This is a genomic window from Curtobacterium sp. SP.BCp, from assembly GCF_051903255.1.
Taxonomy (GTDB): Bacteria; Actinomycetota; Actinomycetes; order Actinomycetales; family Microbacteriaceae; genus Curtobacterium.
In genome coordinates this window covers 644906-665845 of the sequence record NZ_CP194338.1, presented here as the reverse complement: position 1 = coordinate 665845, position 20940 = coordinate 644906, and the positions used below count along the sequence as shown (strand labels likewise).

The 20940-nt window shown below is 71.9% G+C and carries 21 protein-coding genes; 13 read left to right on the top strand and 8 right to left on the bottom strand.

Annotated elements, in window-relative coordinates; translation table 11 throughout:
* Positions 1-23 precede the first annotated feature (23 nt).
* Entirely contained in the window at positions 24-1220 is a 1197-nt protein-coding gene (locus tag ACRQ4C_RS03425; protein ID WP_290132812.1) for a PP2C family protein-serine/threonine phosphatase, read from the bottom strand.
* 162 nt (positions 1221-1382) lie between these two features.
* On the opposite strand from ACRQ4C_RS03425, the gene ACRQ4C_RS03420 reads away from it, so the two are divergent.
* Genes ACRQ4C_RS03420 through ACRQ4C_RS03400 form a run of 5 tightly spaced genes read left to right on the top strand, consistent with a single transcriptional unit; the run spans position 1383 to position 5393 of the window.
* Positions 1383-2306, top strand: coding sequence for an ABC transporter ATP-binding protein (locus ACRQ4C_RS03420; RefSeq protein WP_439690126.1), 924 nt, complete (start codon positions 1383-1385; stop codon positions 2304-2306).
* Entirely contained in the window at positions 2303-3118 is an 816-nt protein-coding gene (locus tag ACRQ4C_RS03415) for an ABC transporter permease (protein WP_439690125.1), read from the top strand. Before ACRQ4C_RS03420 ends, ACRQ4C_RS03415 begins: the two co-directional genes overlap by 4 nt.
* A 23-nt stretch (positions 3119-3141) precedes the next feature.
* Entirely contained in the window at positions 3142-4416 is a 1275-nt protein-coding gene (locus tag ACRQ4C_RS03410; protein ID WP_439690124.1) for a sensor histidine kinase, read from the top strand.
* Positions 4413-5039 carry a response regulator transcription factor gene (locus ACRQ4C_RS03405; RefSeq protein ID WP_290132816.1) on the top strand — a complete coding sequence of 209 codons (627 nt, stop codon included), beginning with the start codon at positions 4413-4415 and terminating at the stop codon, positions 5037-5039. Before ACRQ4C_RS03410 ends, ACRQ4C_RS03405 begins: the two co-directional genes overlap by 4 nt.
* A 9-nt stretch (positions 5040-5048) precedes the next feature.
* Complete coding sequence (locus ACRQ4C_RS03400; protein ID WP_290132817.1) at positions 5049-5393, top strand: hypothetical protein; 345 nt, start codon at positions 5049-5051, stop codon at positions 5391-5393.
* A gap of 46 nt (positions 5394-5439) precedes the next feature.
* On the opposite strand, the gene ACRQ4C_RS03395 is transcribed toward ACRQ4C_RS03400, so the two are convergent.
* The 3 genes from ACRQ4C_RS03395 to ACRQ4C_RS03385 form a co-directional block, all read right to left on the bottom strand.
* Positions 5440-6255, bottom strand: coding sequence for a helix-turn-helix domain-containing protein (locus tag ACRQ4C_RS03395; RefSeq protein ID WP_439690123.1), 816 nt, complete (start codon positions 6253-6255; stop codon positions 5440-5442).
* Between the two features lie 99 nt (positions 6256-6354).
* Positions 6355-6996 (bottom strand): signal peptidase I, encoded by a 642-nt coding sequence (gene lepB / locus ACRQ4C_RS03390; RefSeq protein WP_290132819.1) that lies wholly within the window; start codon positions 6994-6996, stop codon positions 6355-6357.
* Positions 6993-7517, bottom strand: coding sequence for a hypothetical protein (locus ACRQ4C_RS03385; RefSeq protein ID WP_439690122.1), 525 nt, complete (start codon positions 7515-7517; stop codon positions 6993-6995). Before ACRQ4C_RS03385 ends, lepB begins: the two co-directional genes overlap by 4 nt.
* A gap of 121 nt (positions 7518-7638) precedes the next feature.
* On the opposite strand from ACRQ4C_RS03385, the gene ACRQ4C_RS03380 reads away from it, so the two are divergent.
* Positions 7639-8508, top strand: coding sequence for a VOC family protein (locus ACRQ4C_RS03380; protein ID WP_439690121.1), 870 nt, complete (start codon positions 7639-7641; stop codon positions 8506-8508).
* A 34-nt stretch (positions 8509-8542) separates the two neighbouring features.
* The gene (locus ACRQ4C_RS03375) at positions 8543-9109 is read left to right on the top strand and encodes a GNAT family N-acetyltransferase (RefSeq protein WP_439690120.1); all 567 of its coding nucleotides are present in this window, start codon (positions 8543-8545) and stop codon (positions 9107-9109) included.
* Positions 9110-9282: 173 nt separating this feature from the next.
* On the opposite strand, the gene ACRQ4C_RS03370 is transcribed toward ACRQ4C_RS03375, so the two are convergent.
* Positions 9283-10812 carry a catalase gene (locus ACRQ4C_RS03370; protein WP_439690119.1) on the bottom strand — a complete coding sequence of 510 codons (1530 nt, stop codon included), beginning with the start codon at positions 10810-10812 and terminating at the stop codon, positions 9283-9285.
* 83 nt (positions 10813-10895) lie between these two features.
* Positions 10896-11405, bottom strand: coding sequence for a Fur family transcriptional regulator (locus ACRQ4C_RS03365; protein WP_439690118.1), 510 nt, complete (start codon positions 11403-11405; stop codon positions 10896-10898).
* Between the two features lie 84 nt (positions 11406-11489).
* On the opposite strand from ACRQ4C_RS03365, the gene ACRQ4C_RS03360 reads away from it, so the two are divergent.
* The 3 genes from ACRQ4C_RS03360 to ACRQ4C_RS03350 all read left to right on the top strand — a co-directional run bounded on the left by ACRQ4C_RS03360 (position 11490) and on the right by ACRQ4C_RS03350 (position 14672).
* Positions 11490-12251, top strand: a complete 762-nt coding sequence (locus ACRQ4C_RS03360; protein WP_439690117.1) for an aquaporin — start codon at positions 11490-11492, stop codon at positions 12249-12251.
* A 143-nt stretch (positions 12252-12394) separates the two neighbouring features.
* On the top strand, positions 12395-13702 hold the full coding sequence (locus ACRQ4C_RS03355) for an acyltransferase family protein (RefSeq protein WP_439690116.1): 1308 nt from the start codon (positions 12395-12397) through the stop codon (positions 13700-13702).
* 151 nt (positions 13703-13853) lie between these two features.
* Positions 13854-14672: a cytochrome c oxidase assembly protein gene (locus ACRQ4C_RS03350; protein ID WP_439690115.1), complete on the top strand. Its 819-nt coding sequence runs from the start codon at positions 13854-13856 to the stop codon at positions 14670-14672.
* 411 nt (positions 14673-15083) lie between these two features.
* Here the strand turns inward: ACRQ4C_RS03350 and ACRQ4C_RS03345 are convergent, their stop codons facing one another.
* The gene (locus ACRQ4C_RS03345; RefSeq protein ID WP_439690114.1) at positions 15084-16757 is read right to left on the bottom strand and encodes a DHA2 family efflux MFS transporter permease subunit; all 1674 of its coding nucleotides are present in this window, start codon (positions 16755-16757) and stop codon (positions 15084-15086) included.
* A complete protein-coding gene (locus tag ACRQ4C_RS03340; protein WP_290132833.1) occupies positions 16754-17362 on the bottom strand; it encodes a PadR family transcriptional regulator in 609 nt (202 codons plus the stop codon). The genes ACRQ4C_RS03345 and ACRQ4C_RS03340 overlap by 4 nt, the downstream gene beginning before the upstream one ends.
* 145 nt (positions 17363-17507) lie before the next feature.
* Here ACRQ4C_RS03340 and purS point away from each other — a divergent pair, with 145 nt between their 5' ends.
* The 3 genes from purS to purL all read left to right on the top strand — a co-directional run bounded on the left by purS (position 17508) and on the right by purL (position 20907).
* Positions 17508-17759 carry a phosphoribosylformylglycinamidine synthase subunit PurS gene (gene purS / locus ACRQ4C_RS03335; RefSeq protein WP_290132834.1) on the top strand — a complete coding sequence of 84 codons (252 nt, stop codon included), beginning with the start codon at positions 17508-17510 and terminating at the stop codon, positions 17757-17759.
* A 5-nt stretch (positions 17760-17764) separates the two neighbouring features.
* Positions 17765-18460: a phosphoribosylformylglycinamidine synthase subunit PurQ gene (purQ, locus tag ACRQ4C_RS03330; RefSeq protein WP_290134146.1), complete on the top strand. Its 696-nt coding sequence runs from the start codon at positions 17765-17767 to the stop codon at positions 18458-18460.
* 65 nt (positions 18461-18525) lie between these two features.
* A complete protein-coding gene (gene purL / locus ACRQ4C_RS03325; protein WP_439690113.1) occupies positions 18526-20907 on the top strand; it encodes a phosphoribosylformylglycinamidine synthase subunit PurL in 2382 nt (793 codons plus the stop codon).
* The last annotated feature ends 33 nt before the right edge of the window (positions 20908-20940 follow it).

The following is a 20940-nucleotide window of genomic DNA, read 5'->3' as shown; positions in this document are numbered from 1 at the left end:
TCGCAGGGCGCGACCAGCCCGCGTCAGGCGTCGCGCGCCACGACCACGACCGTCAGGTCGTCGCCCGGGTCGTGCTCGACGGACCGGGCGCGCACCCGACCGAGGAAGTCGTCGAGGTCGGCCGCGCCGCGGTAGAGCTCCCCGAGCCGTGACAGCGATGCGAGCGTCGAGTCCCACAGCTCGAGCGCGCCGTCGCTCACCAGGACGAGCACGTCCCCGACGCCGAGGTCGAGCGACCCCGTCGTCCGGGTGAGGCCGGCGGGGTGCAGGCCGAGCGGGAGGTCGAACGAGCGGAGCACGGTCTCGGAGCCGTCCGCCCGGAGGTGCAGCACGAGCCCGTGTCCGGCGTCCGTGAACTCGAGGTGTCCGGTCGACGGTTCGAGTCGGCCGTGGAAGAGCGTGGCGAAGGACTCGGCGCGGCTGAGCTCGGGAGCGACCTGCGCCTCGAGCCCGGCGACCGCGGTGTCCGGTCGTTCGTCGCCGCGGGCGAGGAGCGCCCCGCGGATGTTCGCCGCGAGGAGTCCCGCCGACATGCCCTTGCCCATCACGTCGGCGAGCGTGACCACGAGGTCGTCGCCCGAGCGGTGCCACTCGTGCAGGTCACCAGAGACGACGCCGTGGGGCACGCTCATCCCGGCGACCCGGTACCCGGGAACGGTGACACCGGTCGGCTCGAGCCCGGCCAGGACGGCCCGGAGGCGGTCCTCGTCGGCACCGGCGGCGAGTTCACGCTCCGCCCACACCCCGAGTTCCTCGAGCAGCGCCAGGTCGTCGTCGCCGAGGGTCCGCGGCGCCTGGTCCACGAGGCAGAGCGTCCCGACCTTGACGTCGTCGTCACCGAGCCGCAGCGGCACACCGGCGTAGAACCGGACGTTCGGGTCGTCGACCACCATCGGCATGTCGGCGTAGCGGGCGTCGGCCGTGGCGTCCTCGACGACGACCGGGCCGACCTCGCCGAGGGTCCGGCCGCAGAAGGTGTCCTGCAGCGGGATCGTCGGGTCGAACGGGGTGTCGCTCTGCTGCGACTTGATCGTCAGCACGGAGTCGCCCGCGAGGTTGAGGAAGGAGCCGGTGACCCCGAAGGCCTCCCGTGCGATGCGGGTGATCCGCTCGAACCGCTCCTCGGGACCGCTCTCGACCACGTCGAGCGCCGCGAGCAGCGCCGCCCGCCGCACGGCGTCCGGGGCGGTGGCGTTCGACGTCGAGGTGGTGAGGCTCATGCCCTCCACGGTAACGCCGCCCGCGAGCGCCCGCGTGTCCCCACAACGGAGGACGCGCACCCCCAGAGCGTGGGCGAGGGGGTCCGGCCGTGACGATTGTCACGGTGACGTCGTGACGGACGGCAGCGGTGCGGCGACCCGATCGGCGCGAGATTGGTGCCCATGAACAGCACAGGACTCCCAGACGACGCGGTCATCGCACTGCGCGGTCTCCACAAGCGCTTCGGCGCCGTGCACGCCGTCGACGGCGTGGACCTCACGATCCGTCGCGGCGAGGTCGTCGCGCTCCTCGGGCCGAACGGCGCCGGCAAGACCACGACGGTCGACCTGGCACTCGGGCTCTCCACGCCCACCGCCGGCGAGGTCCGTCTCTTCGGTGAGGACCCCCGTGCGGCGGTGGTCGACGGGCGGGTCGGGGCGATGCTGCAGGGCGGCGCGCTGCTGCCGGACATGACGGTCCGCGACGTGGTCGCCCTCGTCGGCGCCGCGCACCGCACCCCGATGCCCGTCGACGAGGCCCTCCGGCGGGCCCGGTGCACCGAGATCGCCGGACGACGGGTGAACAAGCTCTCCGGCGGGCAGCTGCAGCGGGCGCGGTTCGCCGTCGCGGTCGTCTCGGACCCGGAGCTCCTCGTGCTCGACGAACCGACCGCGGCGATGGACGTCGAGGCCCGGCACACCTTCTGGTCGTCGATGCACGAGTTCACCGACGCGGGTCGCACGGTGGTCTTCGCCACCCACTACCTCGACGAGGCCGACACCTTCGCCGACCGCATCGTCATCATGCGGTCCGGTCGCGTCGTCGCCGACGGCACCCCGACCGAGATCAAGGCCATCGCGTCCAGCCGGTCGGTCCGGTTCGCCGGCGTCGGCCCCGACGCACACGTCGCCCTGCGCGCCCTGCCGGGCGTCACCGGCCTGGAGGCACGGCACGAATCCGTCACGCTCCGCACCGACCGCAGCGACGACACGCTCCGGGCACTCCTCACCTCGTTCCCGGAGGCGCACGACGTCCAGGTGGTCGCCTCGACCATGGACGACGCCTTCCTCGCCCTCACCGCCGACCCACAGGAGGTCTCCGCATGACCAGCACGACCGCGACCACCGTCGCCGCTCCCGCCCTCCGTCCCCTCGCCCGCACCGTCCGGGGTCGCCTCCCGATCCGCTACGTCGCCCTCGAGACCGCCCGTCAGCTCCGCAACGTCAAGGCGATGGTGTTCACCTTCGCGATCCCGGTGGTGATGCTCCTGGTGTTCGGCGCCGCCTACGGGTCGCAGCTCGACCAGTCCACCGGCCTGCGCTACCTGACCGTCACCACGCTGCAGATGGCGTCGTACGGCGCGATGATGGCCGCGCTCAGCCAGGCCTTCGCCATCGTCAACGAGCGCTCGATCGGCTGGAACCGCCAGCTCCGCGTCACGCCGCTGTCCGGCTGGGGCTTCATGGTGTCCAAGGTCATCGCGGCGATGGCGTTCGCGGCACTGTCCATCGGCATCACGATCACGGTGTCCGTGGTGGCCCTGCACGCGTCCCTCGACCCCGGGCACTGGCTCGCGGCGGCGTTCGGCATCTGGTGCGGCGTCGTCCCGTTCGCCCTCATCGCGATCCTCATCGGACAGTTCGCGAAGCCGTCGTTCGCACAGCCGCTCTTCATGGTCGTGTTCATGGGGCTCGCCATCCTCGGTGGTCTCTGGGTCCCGCTGTCGATCATGCCGAGCTGGATGGGCTCGGTCGCGCACCTGCTGCCGTCGTTCTGGCTCAACCGCATCGGCCAGATGGGTGCCGGTGCCACCGGCAGCACCGGCATGGTCGAGCCGGCGCTCGTCCTGACGGGCTGGGCGGTCGCCCTGGCCGCCGTGATCGTGTGGCGCTACCGCCGCGACGCGGCGCGCCAGTGAGCGGTGGCCCTACGCTGACCGACATGACCGACTCCCGCACCCGCCCCGTCGCCGTGAGCGACGGGGCGGAGGCGCGCCGTGCCTCCAGGCCGTCGCCCCGTTCGTTCCCGTGGGCCGTCCCGCCGGGCGCGACCGAGGACGTCATCCGCGCCGGCCGGCGCCGCTGGTACGGCGGCGCCGTGTTCGCGCTGCTGTGGCAGGTGCTCGAACTCGTCGCCGTCTGGAACGACGGCCGGTCGTTCGAGGCGCACGTCTGGTCGACGCTCGCACTGTTCGTCCTGTACGCGGCGTACCTCTTCGCACCCGAGCTGATGTGGCGGAGCGGGATGCGCACCCGGGTCCTCGTGCTCGCCGGGGTCGCGGCCCTCGCCGGGCTGCTGCTGCTCGTCGTCGGGCCGCTCGCGGTCTGGACGTGGCTCCTCGTCGCCGCGCTGACCGGCTTCGTCGCGGAGCGCTTCTGGGTCGCCGGGGTGGGGATCCTCACCGTCATCGTGGCCCAGGTCGTCGTGGCCGCGTCGCTCGGGTGGGACAGCGCGGTGGCCAGCGGCCTCCTGTTCGCGCCGGTCGTGACGGTCTCGGTCGGGGCATCGATGCTGTTCTTCGGTCGGCAGCGCGAGGCGGAGGACAAGCTCGACGTCGCACAGGACGAACTCACCCGGCTCGCCGTCGTCGAGGAACGGACCCGGTTCTCGCGCGACCTGCACGACGTGCTCGGCCACTCGCTCACCGTCGTCGCGATGAAGTCCGAGCTCGCAGGCCGGCTCGTCGACGTCGACCCCGCGCGGGCCAAGGCGGAGATGCAGGACGTCGAACGGCTCTCCCGCGAGGCGCTGCAGGGGCTGCGCCAGGCGGTCAGCGGGTACCGGGAGGCCGACCTCGACGCCGAGCTGGTGTCCGCCCGCGCCGCGCTGACGGCCGCCGAACTCGAGGCCGATCTGCCGGCCGACGGCACGGCGGCGGCGCGGGACGTCCGGAGCCTGTTCGCCTGGGTGCTCCGGGAGGGTGTGACGAACGTCCTGCGGCACGCGGCGGCCACCCAAGTGCGGGTGACCCTGACCCGGACGGCGCTGACGATCGAGGACGACGGGGCCGGGGCCGCCGGAGCCGGCGGCACCGAGACCGGCGGCGCCGGGGCCGGCGGCGCCGGGGCCGGGCGGGCGTCGCTCGTGGCCGGTGTCGGCGGCAACGGGCTCCGCGGGCTGCGGGAGCGGGCCGACGCGGTGGGCGCGACCGTCACCACCGGCACGAGCGACCTCGGGGGCTTCCTGCTGCGCGTCGAACGGAAGGGCCGACGATGACCGACACGATCCGGGTGCTGCTCGCCGACGACCAGGCTCTCGTGCGCGGCGCCCTCGCCTCGCTCCTCTCCCTCGAACCCGACATCGACGTCGTCGCCCAGGTGGCCCGCGGTGACGAGGTCGTCGAGGCGGCTCGGGCATCGGGTGCCACGGTCGCCCTGCTCGACGTCGAGATGCCCGGCGCCGACGGCCTCACCGCCGCTGCCGCGCTCGCCCGGGACCTCCCGAGCTGCCGCTCCCTCATCGTCACGACCTTCGGACGGCCCGGGTACCTCCGCCGTGCCCTCGAGTCGGGGGCGGCCGGCTTCGTCGTGAAGGACACACCAGCCGAACAGCTCGCCGACGCCGTCCGACGGGTCGCCGGCGGGTTCCGCGTGGTCGACCCCGTGCTCGCCGCCGAGTCGCTCGCCGCCGGCCCCTCACCGCTCACCCCGCGCGAGACGGACGTCCTCATCGCCTTCCGCACGAGCCCCACGGTCGCCGGGGTCGCCGCGTCACTGCACCTGTCCGAGGGCACCGTGCGGAACCACCTGTCCGCCGCCATCGGCAAGACCACCGCCCGGAACGCCACCGAGGCGCTCCGGGTGGCCGCGGACAACGGGTGGCTCCTCGGGACGGCGTAGCCTGGGTCGGTGCTCCGCCCCGTCGTCCGCCGTCCGCTCCGCCGTGTCGCCACGTCGCTCGTGCTCGGTGCTGCCGCTGCGCTGACCCTGGCGGGCTGCGGTGCCCACGACTCGACCGGGCAGATCACGGTCACGGTGTCGGGGAACGCCGCGCAGCGCCCCTACGAGGTGAAGGTGTTCGCCGCGACGGGCAAGCTCGCCGAGCACCAGCGGGTGTTCCCGGGCGGCACTGCGGCGTTCGCCGGGGTCCCCCTCGGCGAGGTCACCGTCCGTGCGGCGGACCTCTGCACGCAGCACGCGACGGTGTCGAACGGATCGGTGGCGACCGTCACTCTGACGACGACGGGTTGCTGAGCGGCTGTCAGCCGATCGTCCCGCCCGCGGCCACGCTGCGGAGCGGTCAGCCGCGCCGACCGGCCGTCCGGGCGAGGGTCTCACGGGGGCTCTCCCCGAAGCGGGCTCGGTACGCCGCGGCGAAGCGCCCGAGGTGCGCGAACTGCCACCGGTGTGCGACCTCACGCACGGTGACGATCCGGCGGCCGCCCGTCGCGAGCTCCAGGTGCACCCGGTCCAGCCGGGCCTCGCGCAGGTAGTGCATCGGCGTGATCGCGAGCCGCCGGCGGAAGAGGTCCTGCAGGCCCCGCTCGCTCAACCCGCACGCGTCCGCGATGTCCGCGACCGTGATCGGGTCGCTCGCGTGCTCGTGCACGAAGGCGATCGCGCGGTGCATGCGCTGCTCGACGTCCGACCGCGCACGGGTGTAGGTGGAGAGGACGACCCTGGCCACGCGGCGCTTGAGCGCTCGACGCTCGGCGTCCGGGAGCTCGTCGTCGAGCACCCGGTCGACGGCGTCGCGCAGCAGCGTCCGCAGGGGCTCGGTCCGGTTGTCGGTGGGGTCCGGCTGCACGAACCGGAACGACTCGTCCGCGTCGCCGAGCAACGCCGGTGCGACGTGCAGGAGCGTCATGGCCGTGGCGTCCGTCTCGAAGGCGTAGGCCACCGACGCGGAGAGCACCACGGGCTGCCCGGGACGGACCTCCCAGCGTTCGCCGTCGTCCGCGGTGACGACGGCGTGCCCGTCCGCGAGCCAGAACACGACGTGGTCGGGGCGCGGTCCGATGGTGCCGGCCTGTGGGCCGTTCGTCCGGATGCGCCGCACCGAGAGTTCGTCGTCGCCGCCGGTCTGGTACTCGAACGCAGCATCGTCCGTCGGCATGGGGAGCACGCTACCGGGTGGGCGCTCCGACCACGACACCCCCGAACGCGCCGCAGTGCGGTCGCACGAGGCACGACCGGCGCTGCCTGCCCTGTCCCGTCAGCGCGTCGCCCGGTCGGGGACCCGGTCCCACTCGTCGCCGTAGCGGGACAGCACGGTCCACCGGGACACCGGCCACGTCGTGATGAACGCGCGGCCCACCACGTCGTCGACGGGCACCGAGCCGTGCGCCCTGCTGTCCGCGGAGTCGTACCGGTTGTCGCCCATGACCCAGATGTGGTTCTTCGGCACCGTGATGTCGAAGTCGGTCCCGGAGACCCGGTCGGATCCGGCTTCGCGGACGACGTACGGCTCGTCCACGGCCTTCCCGTTGACCGAGAGCCGCCCGTCGGCCCCGCAGCAGGACACCCGGTCGCCCGGGAGCCCGATCACCCGTTTGATCAGGTCGTCGCCCTGGCCGGTCCCGAGCCAGCCGCCCGGGTCCGTGAAGACGACGACGTCACCGCGCTGCAACGGCACGAGCCCGGGGACGAGTTCGTTGACGAGCACCCGGTCGCCCACGAGGAGGGTGTTCTCCATCGACTCCGACGGGATGTAGAACGACCGGACCAGGAACGTCTTGACGAGGAACGAGGCGATCAGCGCCGCGACGACGATGATCGCCAGGTCGCGGAGGAAGCGCCAGCCGCTCCGCTGCTTCGCGTTGCCCTCGGTCGTCGCACCACTCGTCGCGTCACTCAATGCGTCAGCACCACCTTCACGAGTCCGATCACGAACGCGACCGCGGCGAGCACGATGCCGCCCCAGAGCCCGAGGAACGTCGGACGCGCCCCCGAGAACCGCTGCATGAACACGCCGACGAGCCCGATGCGCACGACGAGGATGACGACCGCGGCGATCTGCGCCCACTCCGCCGGGAGCCACCCCACCCAGGCCGCGGCGTACAGCACGGCCGGGATGAGGCCGGAGGTCGCGATCGGGTTGGCGTTCCGAGCGATCACCACCGCGCTCTCGCGTCGGACGTCGTCGTCGGTGTCGCGGTCCGCGCCGATCCCGTGTGCGACGAGGTGCGCCAGGACGTGTGCCAGGTAGGTCAGCACCGCCGTCGCGAGCACCGTCAGCACCGCCGCGCCGTGCTCGATCTCGGCCGGACCGACGGCGATGGCGGCGCTGAGCACGGTGATGTTGCCGTAGATGTACGACGACATCCGATCGCGGACGTGCTCGACCGGCAGGTCTCGCGGGTCCGGACGTCGTGGCATCCGTCCATCATGGCCTCACCGCACCGGTCCTCGCCGACAGGACGCCGAGTGCGATGCGATCCGTCGCCGTCTCGGACCCATTTGGTTGACGCGTCAACCAAATGGGTCCGAGACTTGATCCATGCAGACCCAGGACCTCCTCGCCGCCGACACCGGCATGGGCGCGGTCACGCTCCGCGTGGCCGACCTCGACCGCATGACGGCCTTCTACACCGAGGGCGTCCGGCTCAGCATCCTGACGTCGGACCACGGGCGGACGGTCCTCGGCCGCGGAGTCGTGCCGATCCTCGTGCTCGAGCACGCGCCCGAACTGCAGCACGCCGGCGCGCACGAGGCCGGACTCTTCCACACCGCGGTGCTGTTCGACACCCGCGCCGACCTCGCCGCTGCGCTGTACTCCGTCGCCACGCGGTACCCGCAGTCGTTCACCGGCAGCGCCGACCACCTCGTCAGCAACGCGTTCTACTTCGCCGACCCCGAGGGGAACGGCGTCGAGCTCTACTGGGACCGGGACCGCACCGAGTGGTCGTGGACGCACGGCACCGTCGACATGGCCACGATCTTCCTCGACCCGAACGCGTTCCTCCGCGAGCACCTCACCCAGGACGCCCTCGACGACGCCGCCGCACGGCCCGGACGCGTCGGCCACGTGCACCTCTCCGTCGGCGACGTCGCCACGGCCAAGGCCTTCTACGTCGAGCAGCTCGGCTTCGCGACGACCGCCGGGTGGGGCGAAGCGCTGTTCGTGTCGGCCGGCGGCTACCACCACCACATGGCGATGAACACGTGGAACTCCCGCGGCGCCGGCCGTCGGCAGCTGGCCCTCGGCCTCGGCCTGGTGCGCATCGAGGTCCCCGGCACGGACGACCTCGGCTCGCTGACCGAGCGCATGCGCCACCACGGTGTCCAGCTGGCCGACGACGGACGGACGGTCGCGTTCGAGGACCCGTGGGCGAACCGCATCGAGGTGACCACTCCCGGTCACGGCTGAGCACCGCCGACCGCCCCTCCGGCAGACTGGCCCCGTGACTGACGACACCCGGTGGGAGGTGGTCGAGGAGAGCGCACTGACGCTCGCCGACCACGAGGCGATCACGGCACTGCTGGCGCAGGCGTTCTCGGACTGGTCGCACTGGTTCGTGGGCAGCCGAAGCTGGAGCGGCATGCAGCCCGAACGCCGGGTGATCGCCCGGGACGACGACGGAGTGGTCCTCGCGCACGTCGGGATCCGACGGATGTTCGTCACCGTCGGCGGCCGCGACGTCCTCGTCGGCGACACCGGTCTCGTCGCCGTGAGTCCGCGCCTCCAGGGCACCGGGATGGGCCGCGACCTGATGGAACGCGCGCGGGGCGTCCTCGAGGGACTCGCGGTCCCGTTCGGCTTCCTCGGCACCGGCGAGGACCGCGTCCCGTTCTACGCGAAGGTCGGCTGGCAGGTGTTCGACGACGTCGTGACCGACTACACCGCGTTCACCGCGGAGGGCGCGGGGATGCCGATGACCGAACAGGGCGGCTGGATGGTCCTCCCCGTGGCCGCGCCCCTCGAGGACTGGCCCGCCGGACCGGTCCACCTGAACGCCCAGCAGGTCTAGCGAGGGTCTCCCACGGCTCGACGAAACGCGCGCGTTTCGACGCGACGCGCGTCGATCGACGCGCGCGGGGTCGGAACGCGCGCGTTTCGTGGCCTCACGCGGCCCCGCGACGGACGGGAGGCACGGTGCCAGCTGGCACCGTGCCTCCCGTCCGTCAGGTGGTTGGGCCGGGCTTACGCCTCGACCGCGACCTTCTCCGGGTCCTCGTTCGATCCCGGCGCGCTCGGCGCGACGGCGGCGCGCACACGCGCCCCGAGGTCGGCGTCGACGTTCGTCCAGTAGGCGAAGACGCGCTCGCGCAGGTCGTCGCGGGTCACCTTCGAGACGTGACCGGCGATGTTCCCGACGAGGCGCTCACGCGCGGCGTCGTCGAGCACCTCGCGGTAGAGGGTGCCGGCCTGTCCGAAGTCGTCGTCCTCCGGGTGCAGGGTCGCCGCGGAGCGCTGGAGCGCACCGTCCGACTCCCAACCCGGAACCTCGTCGGTGGCGGCGGGGTCGGCGTGGGCGCCACCGAGCGAGTTCGGCGCGTACACCGGCACCTCCGACTTCTGGAAGTCGAAGCGCATGGCGCCGTCCTTCGAGTACGAGTGCACCTCGTTCTTCGGGGCGTTCACCGGCAGCTGCGCGTGGTTCGTGCCGACGCGGTAGCGGTGGGCATCCGCGTAGCTGAAGATGCGCGCGAGGAGCATCTTGTCCGGGCTCGCCGCGATGCCGGGCACGAAGTTCGACGGGGCGAAGGTCGCCTGCTCGATCTGCGCGAAGTAGTTCTCCGGGTTGCGGTTGAGCTCGAGCTCGCCGACCTCGATGAGCGGGTAGTCCGCGTGCGGCCACACCTTCGTCAGGTCGAACGGGTTGAAGCGGTAGGACTCGGCGTCCGCGTACGGCATCACCTGCACCTTGAGGGTCCACTTCGGGAAGTCCTCGCGCTCGATCGCAGCGTGGAGGTCGCGGATGTGGAAGTCGGCGTCCTCACCGGCGATGCGGTCGGCGTCCTCCTGCGTGAGGGTCTTGTGGCCCTGCTGCGTGATGAAGTGGTACTTCACCCAGAAGCGCTCGCCGTCGGCGTTGATCCACTGGTAGGTGTGCGAGCCGAAGCCGTCCATCTCACGCCACGAGGCGGGGAGGCCGCGGTCGCCCATCAGCCACGTCACCTGGTGCGCCGACTCGGGCGACAGCGTCCAGAAGTCCCACTGCATGTCGTGGTCGCGGAGGTGCGAACCCGGCAGGCGCTTCTGCGAGCGGATGAAGTCCGGGAACTTGATGCCGTCGCGGATGAAGAACACGGGGGTGTTGTTGCCGACGAGGTCGTAGTTGCCCTCTTCGGTGTAGAACTTCAGCGCGAAGCCGCGGGGGTCGCGCCAGGTGTCCGGGGAGCCCTGCTCCCCGGCGACGCTCGAGAAGCGCACGAGCGTCTCGGTCTGCTTGCCCGGCTGGAGGAACGCGGCGCGCGTGTACTGCGACACGTCGTGCGTGGCGGTGAACGTCCCGAACGCGCCGCCGCCCTTGGCGTGGACGACACGCTCCGGGACGCGCTCACGGTTGAACTGGGCGAGCTTCTCGACGAGGTAGTGGTCGTGCAGCGCGAGGGGGCCGTCGGCGCCGACACCCATCGAGTGCTGGTCGCTGGAGACCGGAGCCCCGCTGTTGGTCGTGGTTGTGGGGGTGCCGGCCGGCTGGCCGGTCGTCGTGTTCTGGTCGGACACGGTTCCTCCTCGGAACGTTGGTTCGGTCAGGGTGCTCGGGTTGCTCGTGGTCCCGGTTCGGAGCCGGGCCGGGGGGTCGCCTGTCAGGGCCGGTTGGTCGCGGTGCCTGCGTCGACGGGGGCCGGGGCGTCGTCGCCCGGTGCGCCCTCGGCCAGGCCGCCCTCGACCGGTGCGTCGTCCCGCTCGGCCGCAGCGCAGCGCTCGCAGATCCCCCAGTAGGTGACCTCGGCCGTGGTGACCGCGAAGCCGTGCGTCTCCGACGGCGTCAAGCACGGCGCGTGCCCGACGGCGCAGTCGACGTCCTCGATGGCACCGCACACGGCGCAGACGATGTGGTGGTGGTTGTCGCCGGTGCGCCGTTCGTAGCGTGCGGGACTGCCGGCGGGCTCGATGCGGCGGACGAGCCCGACCCCGGCCAGTGCGGCGAGCACGCCGTACACCGCCTGGTGACTCGTCGTCGGGAGCTCGGCCGAGAGCGCGGAGACGATGGCGTCCGCGGTGGCGTGCGGCATCCGCTCCGTCGCGCGCAACACCGCGAGGCGCGGAGTCGTGACGCGCAGGCCCGCGGAGCGCAGCAGCTCTGCATCCTCCACACGCACTCCTTCTCTTGCAGCAGTCAAGACAACTCGTCCAGCGTAGCACCAGTCCCCGGCCGACCAGGGACCGAACGGTCGGACATGAACGCAACACCAGACACCGCGACCTCCGCCGTCCCGCCCTCGCCGCGCCTTCCGGTGCGCCTCGCCGCGGAGGCCGCGGGCACGTTCCTCCTCGTCCTCGGGCTCATCGGCGCGGCGAACTACACGGCCGTCTTCCCCGACGAGCACAACACCCTCGGCGTCGGCCTGCTCGGCGTCGCCCTGACGCTCGGGCTCACCGTGATGATCGGGGCGAGCGCCTTCGGCCCGATCAGCGGCGGGCACTTCAACCCCGCGGTCACGGTCGGTCTCGCGGTCGCGGGGCGACACCGCTGGGCCGAGGTCGTGCCGTACGCGATCGCCCAGGTCGTCGGCGGGACGATCGGAGCCGGCGCGCTGCTGCTCATCGCGGGTCAGGGCAGCGGGGACTTCCTCGCCGCGACGCTCGACGGGGGCTTCGCCTCGAACGGCTTCGGGTCGCAGAGCCCCGCGGGGTTCTCGCTGCTCGGCGTCGCCGTCGGGGAGACCCTGGCGACGGCCCTGTTCGTCACCGTCATCCTGCGGGTGACCGGGAGCGCGGGCAGCGCGGTACCGGCACCCCTGGTCATCGGGGCGACGCTCACGGTGCTGCTCCTCACACTCATCCCGGTGTCGAACGCCTCCCTCAACCCGGCACGCTCGTTCGCCACCGCGGTGTTCGCGGGTCCGGAGTGGCTCACGCAGTGGTGGGTGTTCCTGGTGTTCCCCGTCCTCGGCGCGGTCCTCGCCGGGCTCGGTGCCCGGGTACTGAGGCGCGCGTAGGCCCCGGGCGACGAGCGGCCGACCACGGACCGTCGGGAGCCGTGACCCGTTGCATGCCGGTGGCGGCATGCAACGGGTCACGAAACGGCGGCGATCAGCTGGGGCGGAGCTGTGGACGCCCTCGGCGGCGGTAGCGTCCGAGCATGTCCTCGCAGCAGAGCGTGCCGGAACGGGCACACACCGCACAGGACGTCCGGGGGATCATCGTGCAGCGGGACCTGGTCGTCGACCTCATCAGGACCGCGTGCGTCGTCCTCGTCGTCTTCGTGCACGTCACGATGGTCGGGGTCGGCACGTCGGACGGCGGCATCGCGGTCACGAGCCCGCTCCAGGAGCTCGACTGGTACGTCGCCGCGACCTGGATCGGTCAGGTCATGCCGCTGTTCTTCGTCGTCGGTGGCTTCGCGAGCATCGTCGGCTGGCGCAGCACCATGACCCGCGGGGGCGGAGCCCGGGACTGGTGGGCCACCCGGCTCGTCCGGCTCTTCCGACCCGCGGTACCGCTCTTCGTCGTGCTCGCCGCGGGACTCGGCGCCGCCACCGCCGCCGGTACGCCCGCCGACCTCCTGGCCGAGGTCGCGTTCGGCATCGGCTCCCCGCTCTGGTTCCTCGCCGCCTACGGCATCACGCAGTGCTGCGTGCCGCTCATGGTCCGCCTGCACGAACGTGCTCCGTGGCGGACCCTCGCCGCCCTCCTCGTGCTCGCGGCCGCGGTCGACGCCGTCCGTCTCGCGACCGGCGTGGCGGAGGTCGGCCTGCTCAACCTCGGCCCGGTGTGGTTGTTCGCGCAGCAGCTCGGGTTCCTCTGGGCGGACGGTTGGTTCGCCCGGAGGTCTCGCGTGCTGCTCGTCGCCGTCGCGGCCGCCGCGTACCTGGCCCTCGTGCCGATGACCTCGGTGGGGCTCTGGGCACCGGACATGCTGCAGGACCTCAACCCGCCGATGCTGCCGCTCGCGTTCCTCGCGGTCGCCCAGGCGTGCCTCGTGCACCTCGTCCACGGGCCGCTCACACGTCTGATGCGGACGCGTGCGGCGCAGGCCTCGGTGTTCCTCGTCGGCCGGGACGGCATGGCGATCTACCTCTGGCACCTGCCGATGTTCATCGCGCTCAACGGTGTGGCGCTCCTCGTCGGTCTGCCCTTCCCCGAGCCGGGCGGCACCGTCTGGTGGGCGACCCGCCCCGTCGCGCTCGTGGTGCTGCTCGGGGTCGCGATCGCCGTCGCCCGGGCGCTCCGGTGGTTCGACCGCCCACTCCCCCGCCTCGTGCCCGGGACCGACCGTCCGGCCTGGCCGGTCCTCGTCGTCGCGGCGCTCTGCACCGTCGGGCCGGCCTTCACGGTCATGCAGCTGCACCTCTCGTTCCCGGTCGCCCTGGCGGGTGCACTCCTCGTACCGCTCGGGGTCTGGCTGCTGACGCGGACCACGCCGGCGGTGGGCGTCACCCGGATCTGAACCCGTTCTCACCACCGGGGAGCCCCGGAGGGACCTCGGTCGCGCACGCCGGGCGGAGGATGAATGCGGCAGCACGATCCGCAGGAGGCACCCAACGCCGTCGACACCCGAGTTCTGGTCCACGTGGCGGTTCGATCCGCTCGCGGCCGCGATGATCTGCGTCGCCGCGGTCGCCTACGGCTGGTGGCTGGTCGGCGCCGTCCGCCGCGGAGTCCGGTGGCCGTGGTGGCGGACCCTCGCGTTCGTCGTCGCACTCGCACTGTTCGGGGTCGCGCAGTTCGGCATCGTCGGCGTCTACGCCGAGCACCTCCGGTGGGCGTTCGTGCTCCGGCTGGCGGTGCTCTTCTTCGCGGTCCCCACCTTCGCCGCGTTGGCCGCGCCCGTCTCGTTGCTCCGGACGGGAGGCCCGGATCGCCTCGCGCAGGCAGCCACGGCCGCCCTCCGGTCGCGTCCGGTCCGGGTCCTCGGCAACGCGATCGTGTCGCCGCTGGTCGCCCTCGCGATGTTCTGCGTGCTCCTGACCCCACTGTCGGCGGCGATCCGGACGTCGCCGGTGTGGGCGGTGGCGATCACCGTGCTCGTTCCGGTGCTCGGGTTCGGGTTGCTCGCTCCCCTGTCCGAGCCCGGGATCCTGCGGTCGTCGACGTTCGTGACCGTGGAGTTCCTGCTGGCGTTCGTGGAGCTCATGCTCGACGCGATCCCGGGCATCGTCCTGCGGATCACGAACCACGTGCTGGACGGAGCGACCACGGTGCTCGTCGGGAAGGCCTGGTACCCGTCGCCGTTGCAGGACCAGCACCTCGCCGGCGACCTGCTGTGGTTCATCGCCGAGGTCGCGGACATCCCGGTCCTCATCTCGCTCTTCGTCCGGTGGCAGCGGACCGACCGCCGCGAGGCCCGCGCCGTCGACGACCTCACCGACGAGGAGATGGCGGCGCTCACCCGGGCGCACCTCGAGCGGCGCGGGTAGTCGGCCGTCGGTGCCGTGGCCGCGGACGCGGGCACGGGCACGGGCACGGCCGCGGGCACGGGCACGGGCACGGCCGCGGATCCACGGTCACGGCGGCGGTCGCGGTCGTGCGACCTGATCGACATCGTGTGCGTCGATCGACACGTGTTTCGTCGCTCGATGCGCCCGCATCCGATGCACGGGCATCTTTCGACGCCGCGCGTGTCGATCGACGCGTGCTTCGTCGCTCCCGCACCGCGGCGAGCGGCCACCGACCCGCCGCGGCGTGCGGCCACCGACGGACGCGGCTGCCCACGGTCACCGACTCGCTCGGCGACACCACGACGAACGACGAACGACGTCGCCGCTGTCGTTCGACAACGGCGACGTCGTTCGGGATCGGTCGCTCGCGGGGGCTCGGTCCGGCCCGGGCTACGCCTCGGCGTGCCGCCCGTGGCGGTCGGTCGCGGCGAGCTCGGCCTCGGGGGTCTCCGGGGCGGCAGCGGCCGAATGCACACCGTGGCGCTCCGTGCCCGCAGCGGCGGCCGCGGACGACGGCGCGGCGACGGTCGCCTGGGCGTCCTGCGTCGCGACCGAGCCCGTCTGGTGCCACGCGACGGTCTGCTTCGGCTTCGCGAGGAACAGTGCCGCGACGATGCCGACGAGCAGCACCAGCGCCGGCAGGGCGAGCGACTGCCCCATCGCCGTCGCGAACGGCTGCTGCAGGAAGTCCGGCAGCGTGCCGACCTGCTGCTCGGCCACGCCACCCGTCGAGCCGCCCGAGCCGGACGGGAAGTTCGCCGTGATCCGGGCCTCGATCAGCGCGGCGATGCCGGCCGAACCGAGGACGGCACCGATCTGGCGCGTGGTGTTGTAGACGCCCGAGCCGGCGCCCGCGAGCTTCGGCGGGAGGTTGCGCGTCGCCGAGACGGACAGCGGACCCCACATGCAGGCGTTCGCGAGGCCGAGCAACGTCGAGGGCAGGAGCACCCAACCCCAGGCCGCGCCCGATGCGAGCAGCGAGCCGAACCAGAACAGGGCGCCCGAGAAGCACGCGAGGCCGAACGCCGCGACCCAGCGGAGGCTCCACCGGTTGAGGTTCTTGCCGACGAGCGGCGCGAGGCCGGCGGACAGGACGGCCTGCGGGACGAGCAGGAGCGCCGCCTGGGTCGGGCTGAACGTCAGGACGTCCTGGGCCCACAGCATGATCGGCAGCGCGAACGACGAGATCGCGACGCCCACCGAGGTGATGGCGATGTTCGCGAGCGTGAAGTTGCGGTCCTTGAAGAGCCCGAGCGGCAGCAGCGGCTCGCCCTTCTGCACGCCCTGCCACACGACGAACGCGGCGAGGACGACGACGCCGGCGACGATCAGCGACCAGACCGAGATCGGACCGGTGATGGTGCCCCAGTCGTAGGTCTCGCCCTCCTGGATGCCGAAGACGAGCAGGAACATGCCGGCCGCGCTCAGGACGATGCCGAGGTAGTCGAACCGGTGCCCGTGCCGCTCGAACGACGGGACGAAGCGCTGCGCGAGCACGAACGCGACGACGCCGACGGGGACGTTCACGAAGAAGATCCACTCCCAGCCGAAGCCGTCGACGAGCAGCCCGCCGACGATCGGGCCGACGAGCGACGCGACACCGGCGACGGCGCCCCAGAGGCCCATCGCCGCGCCGCGGTTCTGCGGCGGGAAGATGCGCGTGATGACCGCCATCGTCTGCGGGGTCATCATCGCGGCACCGAGGCCCTGGACGACGCGGGCGAGGATGAGCACCTCGATCGACCCGGCGAGGCCGCACCACAGGCTCGACAGCGTGAACACCACGAGGCCGGTCTGGTACAGCACCTTCGGGCCGAAGCGGTCACCGAGCCGCCCCGTGATGAGCAGCGGCACCGCGTACGCGAGCAGGTAGGCGCTCGTCACCCAGATCACCGAGTTGATGTCGGCGTCGAGCTTCGCGGCGATGGTCGGGGTCGCGACCGACACGATGGTCGAGTCGACGAGGATCATGAAGAAGCCGACGACCAGTGCCCAGAGGGCGGGCCACGGCTTCTTCTCGGTGCCCGTGTTCCGGGTGGTCGGCGTCGCGCCGGTGGTGGTCATCGAGTGTGTTCCTTCGTCTCGTCGTCTGCTGTGGTGGGGACGGCCGGGCCGTCCCAGGGGAGGTCGCCGCGCTCGATGCGGTCGGCGGTCGCCGAGAGCCACTCGATCTGCGCGGTGAGCATGGCACGGACGTACGACACGTCCAGCCAGAAGCGATCGGCCAGGCGCTTGGCCTGGAGGCCCGTGGCGGCTTCGTCGTACCCCTCGCGTTCCGCGCGGAGTGCCTCGGCGCGTGCGCGGAGGGCGGTCGCCGCGTCCTCGGCGCTCAGGTTGTCGACGTGGGACACCGCGAGCTGGAACTCCGGGTACTCGTCGGCCGGCTCGGCGATCATCCGTCGGAGGCCGTCCTCGAGCGCAGCACGGCCGTGGTCGGTGATCGCGTAGGTCGTCCGTTCCGGACGGTTGCCCTCGCGCGCGGTCCCGAGTGCCTCGGCGTACCCGAGCTCCACGAGGCGGCCGATCTGGTGGTAGAGCGTGCTCGGCCGGACCTTGACGTTCTGGTCCTCGCGACGCTGCAGCATCGTCTGGAACATCTCGTACGGGTGCATCGGGGCCTCGGCGAGGAGCCCGAGCGCGGCGAACGCGAGCGGCGTGAGCGACGCCATCCGTGCCTCCAGTCCGATGTTCGAGTGCGACTATTCGACTTGGAATATACGCCTTGGACGAGTTCTCCACAACCGGTCGGGCGCGCCGCGCCCGCCGCCTAGACTGTTCTCGTCCCACCCATCCCCGAAGTGCTGGAGTGAACACGTGCCAACGATCGTCGTCGAGGTCATGCCCAAGGCCGAGATCCTCGACCCGCAGGGCAAGGCGGTGGGCAACGCGCTCGCCCGTCTCGGCAAGGCCGACCTGACCAACGTCCGCATCGGCAAGCGCTTCGAGGTGGCCGTCGACGGCCCCGTCGACGACGCCAAGCTCGCCGAGGTCCGCGAGATCGCGGCCGACGTCTTCTCGAACGCCGTGATCGAGGACGTCGTCTCCGTCACCGTGCAGGACGCGTGACGCGGATGCGCATCGGCGTCATCACGTTCCCGGGCTCGCTCGACGACCGCGACGCCCAGCGCGCGGTCCGCCTGGCAGGAGCCGACCCCGTCGCGCTCTGGCACGGCGACCACGACCTCCAGGGTGTCGACGCGATCGTGCTCCCCGGCGGGTTCTCCTACGGCGACTACCTCCGTGCCGGAGCGATCGCCGCGAAGGCCCCGATCATGGCCGAGGTCATCGACGCGGCCGGCAAGGGCGTGCCCGTGCTCGGCATCTGCAACGGGTTCCAGATGCTCGCCGAGGCCCGCCTGGTGCCCGGAGCACACACCCGCAACGCGCACCAGCAGTTCATCCGGCGCGACCAGAAGCTCCGCGTCGAGACCAGCGCCACGGCGTGGACCTCCGGGTTCACCGCCCAGCAGGAGATCACCATCCCGCTGAAGAACGCCGACGGACGCTTCGTTGCGGACGCCGACGAGATCAAGCGCATCGAGGACAACGGCCAGGTCGTGTTCCGCTACGTGGGCGTGAACCCGAACGGGTCGATCGACGACATCGCGGGCGTCTCGAACGAGCGCGGCAACGTCGTCGGCCTCATGCCGCACCCCGAGCACGCGACGGAGCCCGGCTTCGGCCCGGACACCCCCGCGGCGATGGCCTCCGGCACGGACGGCCTCACCTTCTTCACCTCCGTGATCGAGTCGACGCTCGTCAAGTGACGGCCACGACTCCAGCGCCCACGACCCCAGCGCCCACGACCTCAGTGACAGGGAACGACACCACCGTGACGAATACCGTTCGCCCGAAGCCCGACACCGTGCAGGACGCCGCCGCGACGCCCGACAAGGAGCAGCCGTACGAGGCGCTCGGGCTCAAGGCCGACGAGTACGCCCGCATCAAGGAGATCCTCGGCCGCCGCCCCACCTCGGGTGAGCTCGCCATGTACTCCGTCATGTGGTCGGAGCACTGCTCGTACAAGTCGAGCAAGAACTACCTCCGGCAGTTCGGCAAGAAGGTCACGCCGGAGATGACGAAGAACCTCATGGTCGGCATGGGTGAGAACGCCGGCGTGGTCGACATCGGCAACGGCTGGGCCGTCACCTTCAAGGTGGAGTCCCACAACCACCCGTCCTACGTCGAGCCGTACCAGGGTGCCGCGACGGGCGTGGGCGGCATCGTCCGCGACATCATCTCCATGGGGGCCCGTCCGGTCGCCGTGATGGACCAGCTCCGCTTCGGTGCGATCGAGCACGAGGACACGCAGCGCGTCGTGCACGGCGTCGTCGGCGGCATCTCGTTCTACGGCAACTGCCTGGGCCTGCCGAACATCGGCGGCGAGACCTACTTCGACCCGGTGTACCAGGGCAACCCGCTCGTCAACGCCCTCGCGGTCGGTGTGCTGCGGCACGAGGACCTCCACCTGGCGAACGCCTCGGGCGCGGGCAACAAGGTCGTGCTCTTCGGTGCCCGCACGGGTGGCGACGGCATCGGCGGTGCCTCGATCCTCGCGTCCGACACCTTCACCGAGGGCGGCCCGACCAAGCGTCCGGCCGTGCAGGTCGGCGACCCGTTCGCCGAGAAGGTCCTCATCGAGTGCTGCCTCGAGCTCTTCCAGGAGGAGCTCGTCGAGGGCATCCAGGACCTCGGCGCCGCGGGCATCTCGTGCGCGACCAGCGAGCTCGCGTCGAACGGCGACGGCGGCATGCACATCTCGCTCGACGACGTCCTGCTGCGCGACCCCACGCTCACGGCAGAGGAGATCCTCATGTCGGAGAGCCAGGAACGCATGATGGCGGTCGTCCGCCCCGAGAAGCTCGACGAGTTCCTGGCCGTCGTCCGCAAGTGGGAGGTCGAGACGAGCGTCCTCGGCGAGGTCACCGGTACCGGCCGCCTCGTCATCGACTGGCAGGGCCAGGAGATCGTCAACGTCGACCCGCGCACCGTCGCGGTCGACGGCCCCGTGTACGACCGCCCGGTCGCGTACCCGACCTGGATCGACGCGCTGCAGGCCGACTCGGCTGCCTCGCTCGACCGGCCGGCCGACGGTCCTGCGCTGAAGGCACAGTTCCTGCAGCTCCTCGGCTCGCCGAACCTCGCGTCGAAGAACTGGGTGACGAACCAGTACGACACCTACGTCCTCGGCAACACCGCGCTGTCCTTCCCGGACGACGGCGGCATGATCCGCGTCGACGAGGAGACCGGGCTCGGCGTCACGATCGCCACCGACGCCAACGGTCGGTACTGCCAACTCGACCCGAAGCAGGGCGCACGTCTCGCCCTGGCCGAGGCCTACCGGAACGTGGCCGTCACGGGTGCGGTCCCGGCCGCGGTCACCGACTGCCTCAACTTCGGTTCGCCGGAGAACCCCGAGGTCATGTGGCAGTTCTCCGAGGCCGTCGAGGGCCTCGCGGACGGCTGCATGGAGCTCGGCATCCCGGTCACCGGCGGCAACGTGTCGTTCTACAACCAGACCGGCACGACCCCGATCCACCCGACGCCGGTGGTCGGCGTGCTCGGCATCATCGACGACGTCGCCCTCCGCGTGCCGTCCGGCTGGCAGGACGACGGCCACAACGTGTATCTGCTCGGCACGACCTCGCTCGAGCTCGACGGCTCGGCGTGGGCCGGCACCGTGCACGGGCACCTCGGCGGGCGTCCGCCGGCGGTCGACCTGGAGCAGGAGAAGGCCCTGGCGGACCTCCTGCACGCGGCAGCGAGCGAGCAGCTCCTGACGAGCGCACACGACCTCGCGGACGGTGGCCTCGGTCAGTCCCTCGCCGAGTCCGTCCTGCGCTTCGGCATCGGCGCCCGGATCGTCCTCGACGAGCTCGAGGACCGTGACGGCGTCGACACGGCGACCGCGCTGTTCTCGGAGTCGACCGGCCGCGTCATCGTGACCGTCCGGCGCGAGGACGACGTGCGCTTCCAGGGCCTCTGCGAGGGTCGCGGGTTCCCGGTGCTCCGCATCGGCGTGACCGACGCGACGAGCGGTTCGCTCGAGGTCCAGGGCGCGTTCGAGGCCACGATCGACGAGCTCCGCGGCACGCACGCCGCGACGCTCCCGGCACGGTTCGGTGACGTCATCACCGAGGACGTCACCGAGGGCTACGTCGGCCGGGGTCCGCTCGACGACCACGGGTCGTTCTCGCCGCGGGCCGACTCCTGACCGCCTCGGCCGGCGTGACGACGGGCATCGCCT

Bases quoted from the DNA above. Each gene is read 5' to 3' on its own strand.
- ACRQ4C_RS03415 (WP_439690125.1), top strand. From the start codon at position 2,303: ATGACCAGCACGACCGCGACCACCGTCGCCGCTCCCGCCCTCCGTCCC.
- purQ (WP_290134146.1), top strand. From the start codon at position 17,765: ATGCGCATCGGCGTCATCACGTTCCCGGGCTCGCTCGACGACCGCGAC.
- ACRQ4C_RS03420 (WP_439690126.1), top strand. From the start codon at position 1,383: ATGAACAGCACAGGACTCCCAGACGACGCGGTCATCGCACTGCGCGGT.
- ACRQ4C_RS03425 (WP_290132812.1), bottom strand. From the start codon at position 1,220: ATGAGCCTCACCACCTCGACGTCGAACGCCACCGCCCCGGACGCCGTG.
- ACRQ4C_RS03385 (WP_439690122.1), bottom strand. From the start codon at position 7,517: ATGCCACGACGTCCGGACCCGCGAGACCTGCCGGTCGAGCACGTCCGC.
- ACRQ4C_RS03360 (WP_439690117.1), top strand. From the start codon at position 11,490: ATGAACGCAACACCAGACACCGCGACCTCCGCCGTCCCGCCCTCGCCG.
- ACRQ4C_RS03350 (WP_439690115.1), top strand. From the start codon at position 13,854: ATGATCTGCGTCGCCGCGGTCGCCTACGGCTGGTGGCTGGTCGGCGCC.
- ACRQ4C_RS03405 (WP_290132816.1), top strand. From the start codon at position 4,413: ATGACCGACACGATCCGGGTGCTGCTCGCCGACGACCAGGCTCTCGTG.
- ACRQ4C_RS03395 (WP_439690123.1), bottom strand. From the start codon at position 6,255: ATGCCGACGGACGATGCTGCGTTCGAGTACCAGACCGGCGGCGACGAC.
- ACRQ4C_RS03340 (WP_290132833.1), bottom strand. From the start codon at position 17,362: ATGGCGTCGCTCACGCCGCTCGCGTTCGCCGCGCTCGGGCTCCTCGCC.
- ACRQ4C_RS03355 (WP_439690116.1), top strand. From the start codon at position 12,395: ATGTCCTCGCAGCAGAGCGTGCCGGAACGGGCACACACCGCACAGGAC.
- ACRQ4C_RS03410 (WP_439690124.1), top strand. From the start codon at position 3,142: ATGACCGACTCCCGCACCCGCCCCGTCGCCGTGAGCGACGGGGCGGAG.
- ACRQ4C_RS03380 (WP_439690121.1), top strand. From the start codon at position 7,639: ATGCAGACCCAGGACCTCCTCGCCGCCGACACCGGCATGGGCGCGGTC.
- ACRQ4C_RS03345 (WP_439690114.1), bottom strand. From the start codon at position 16,757: ATGACCACCACCGGCGCGACGCCGACCACCCGGAACACGGGCACCGAG.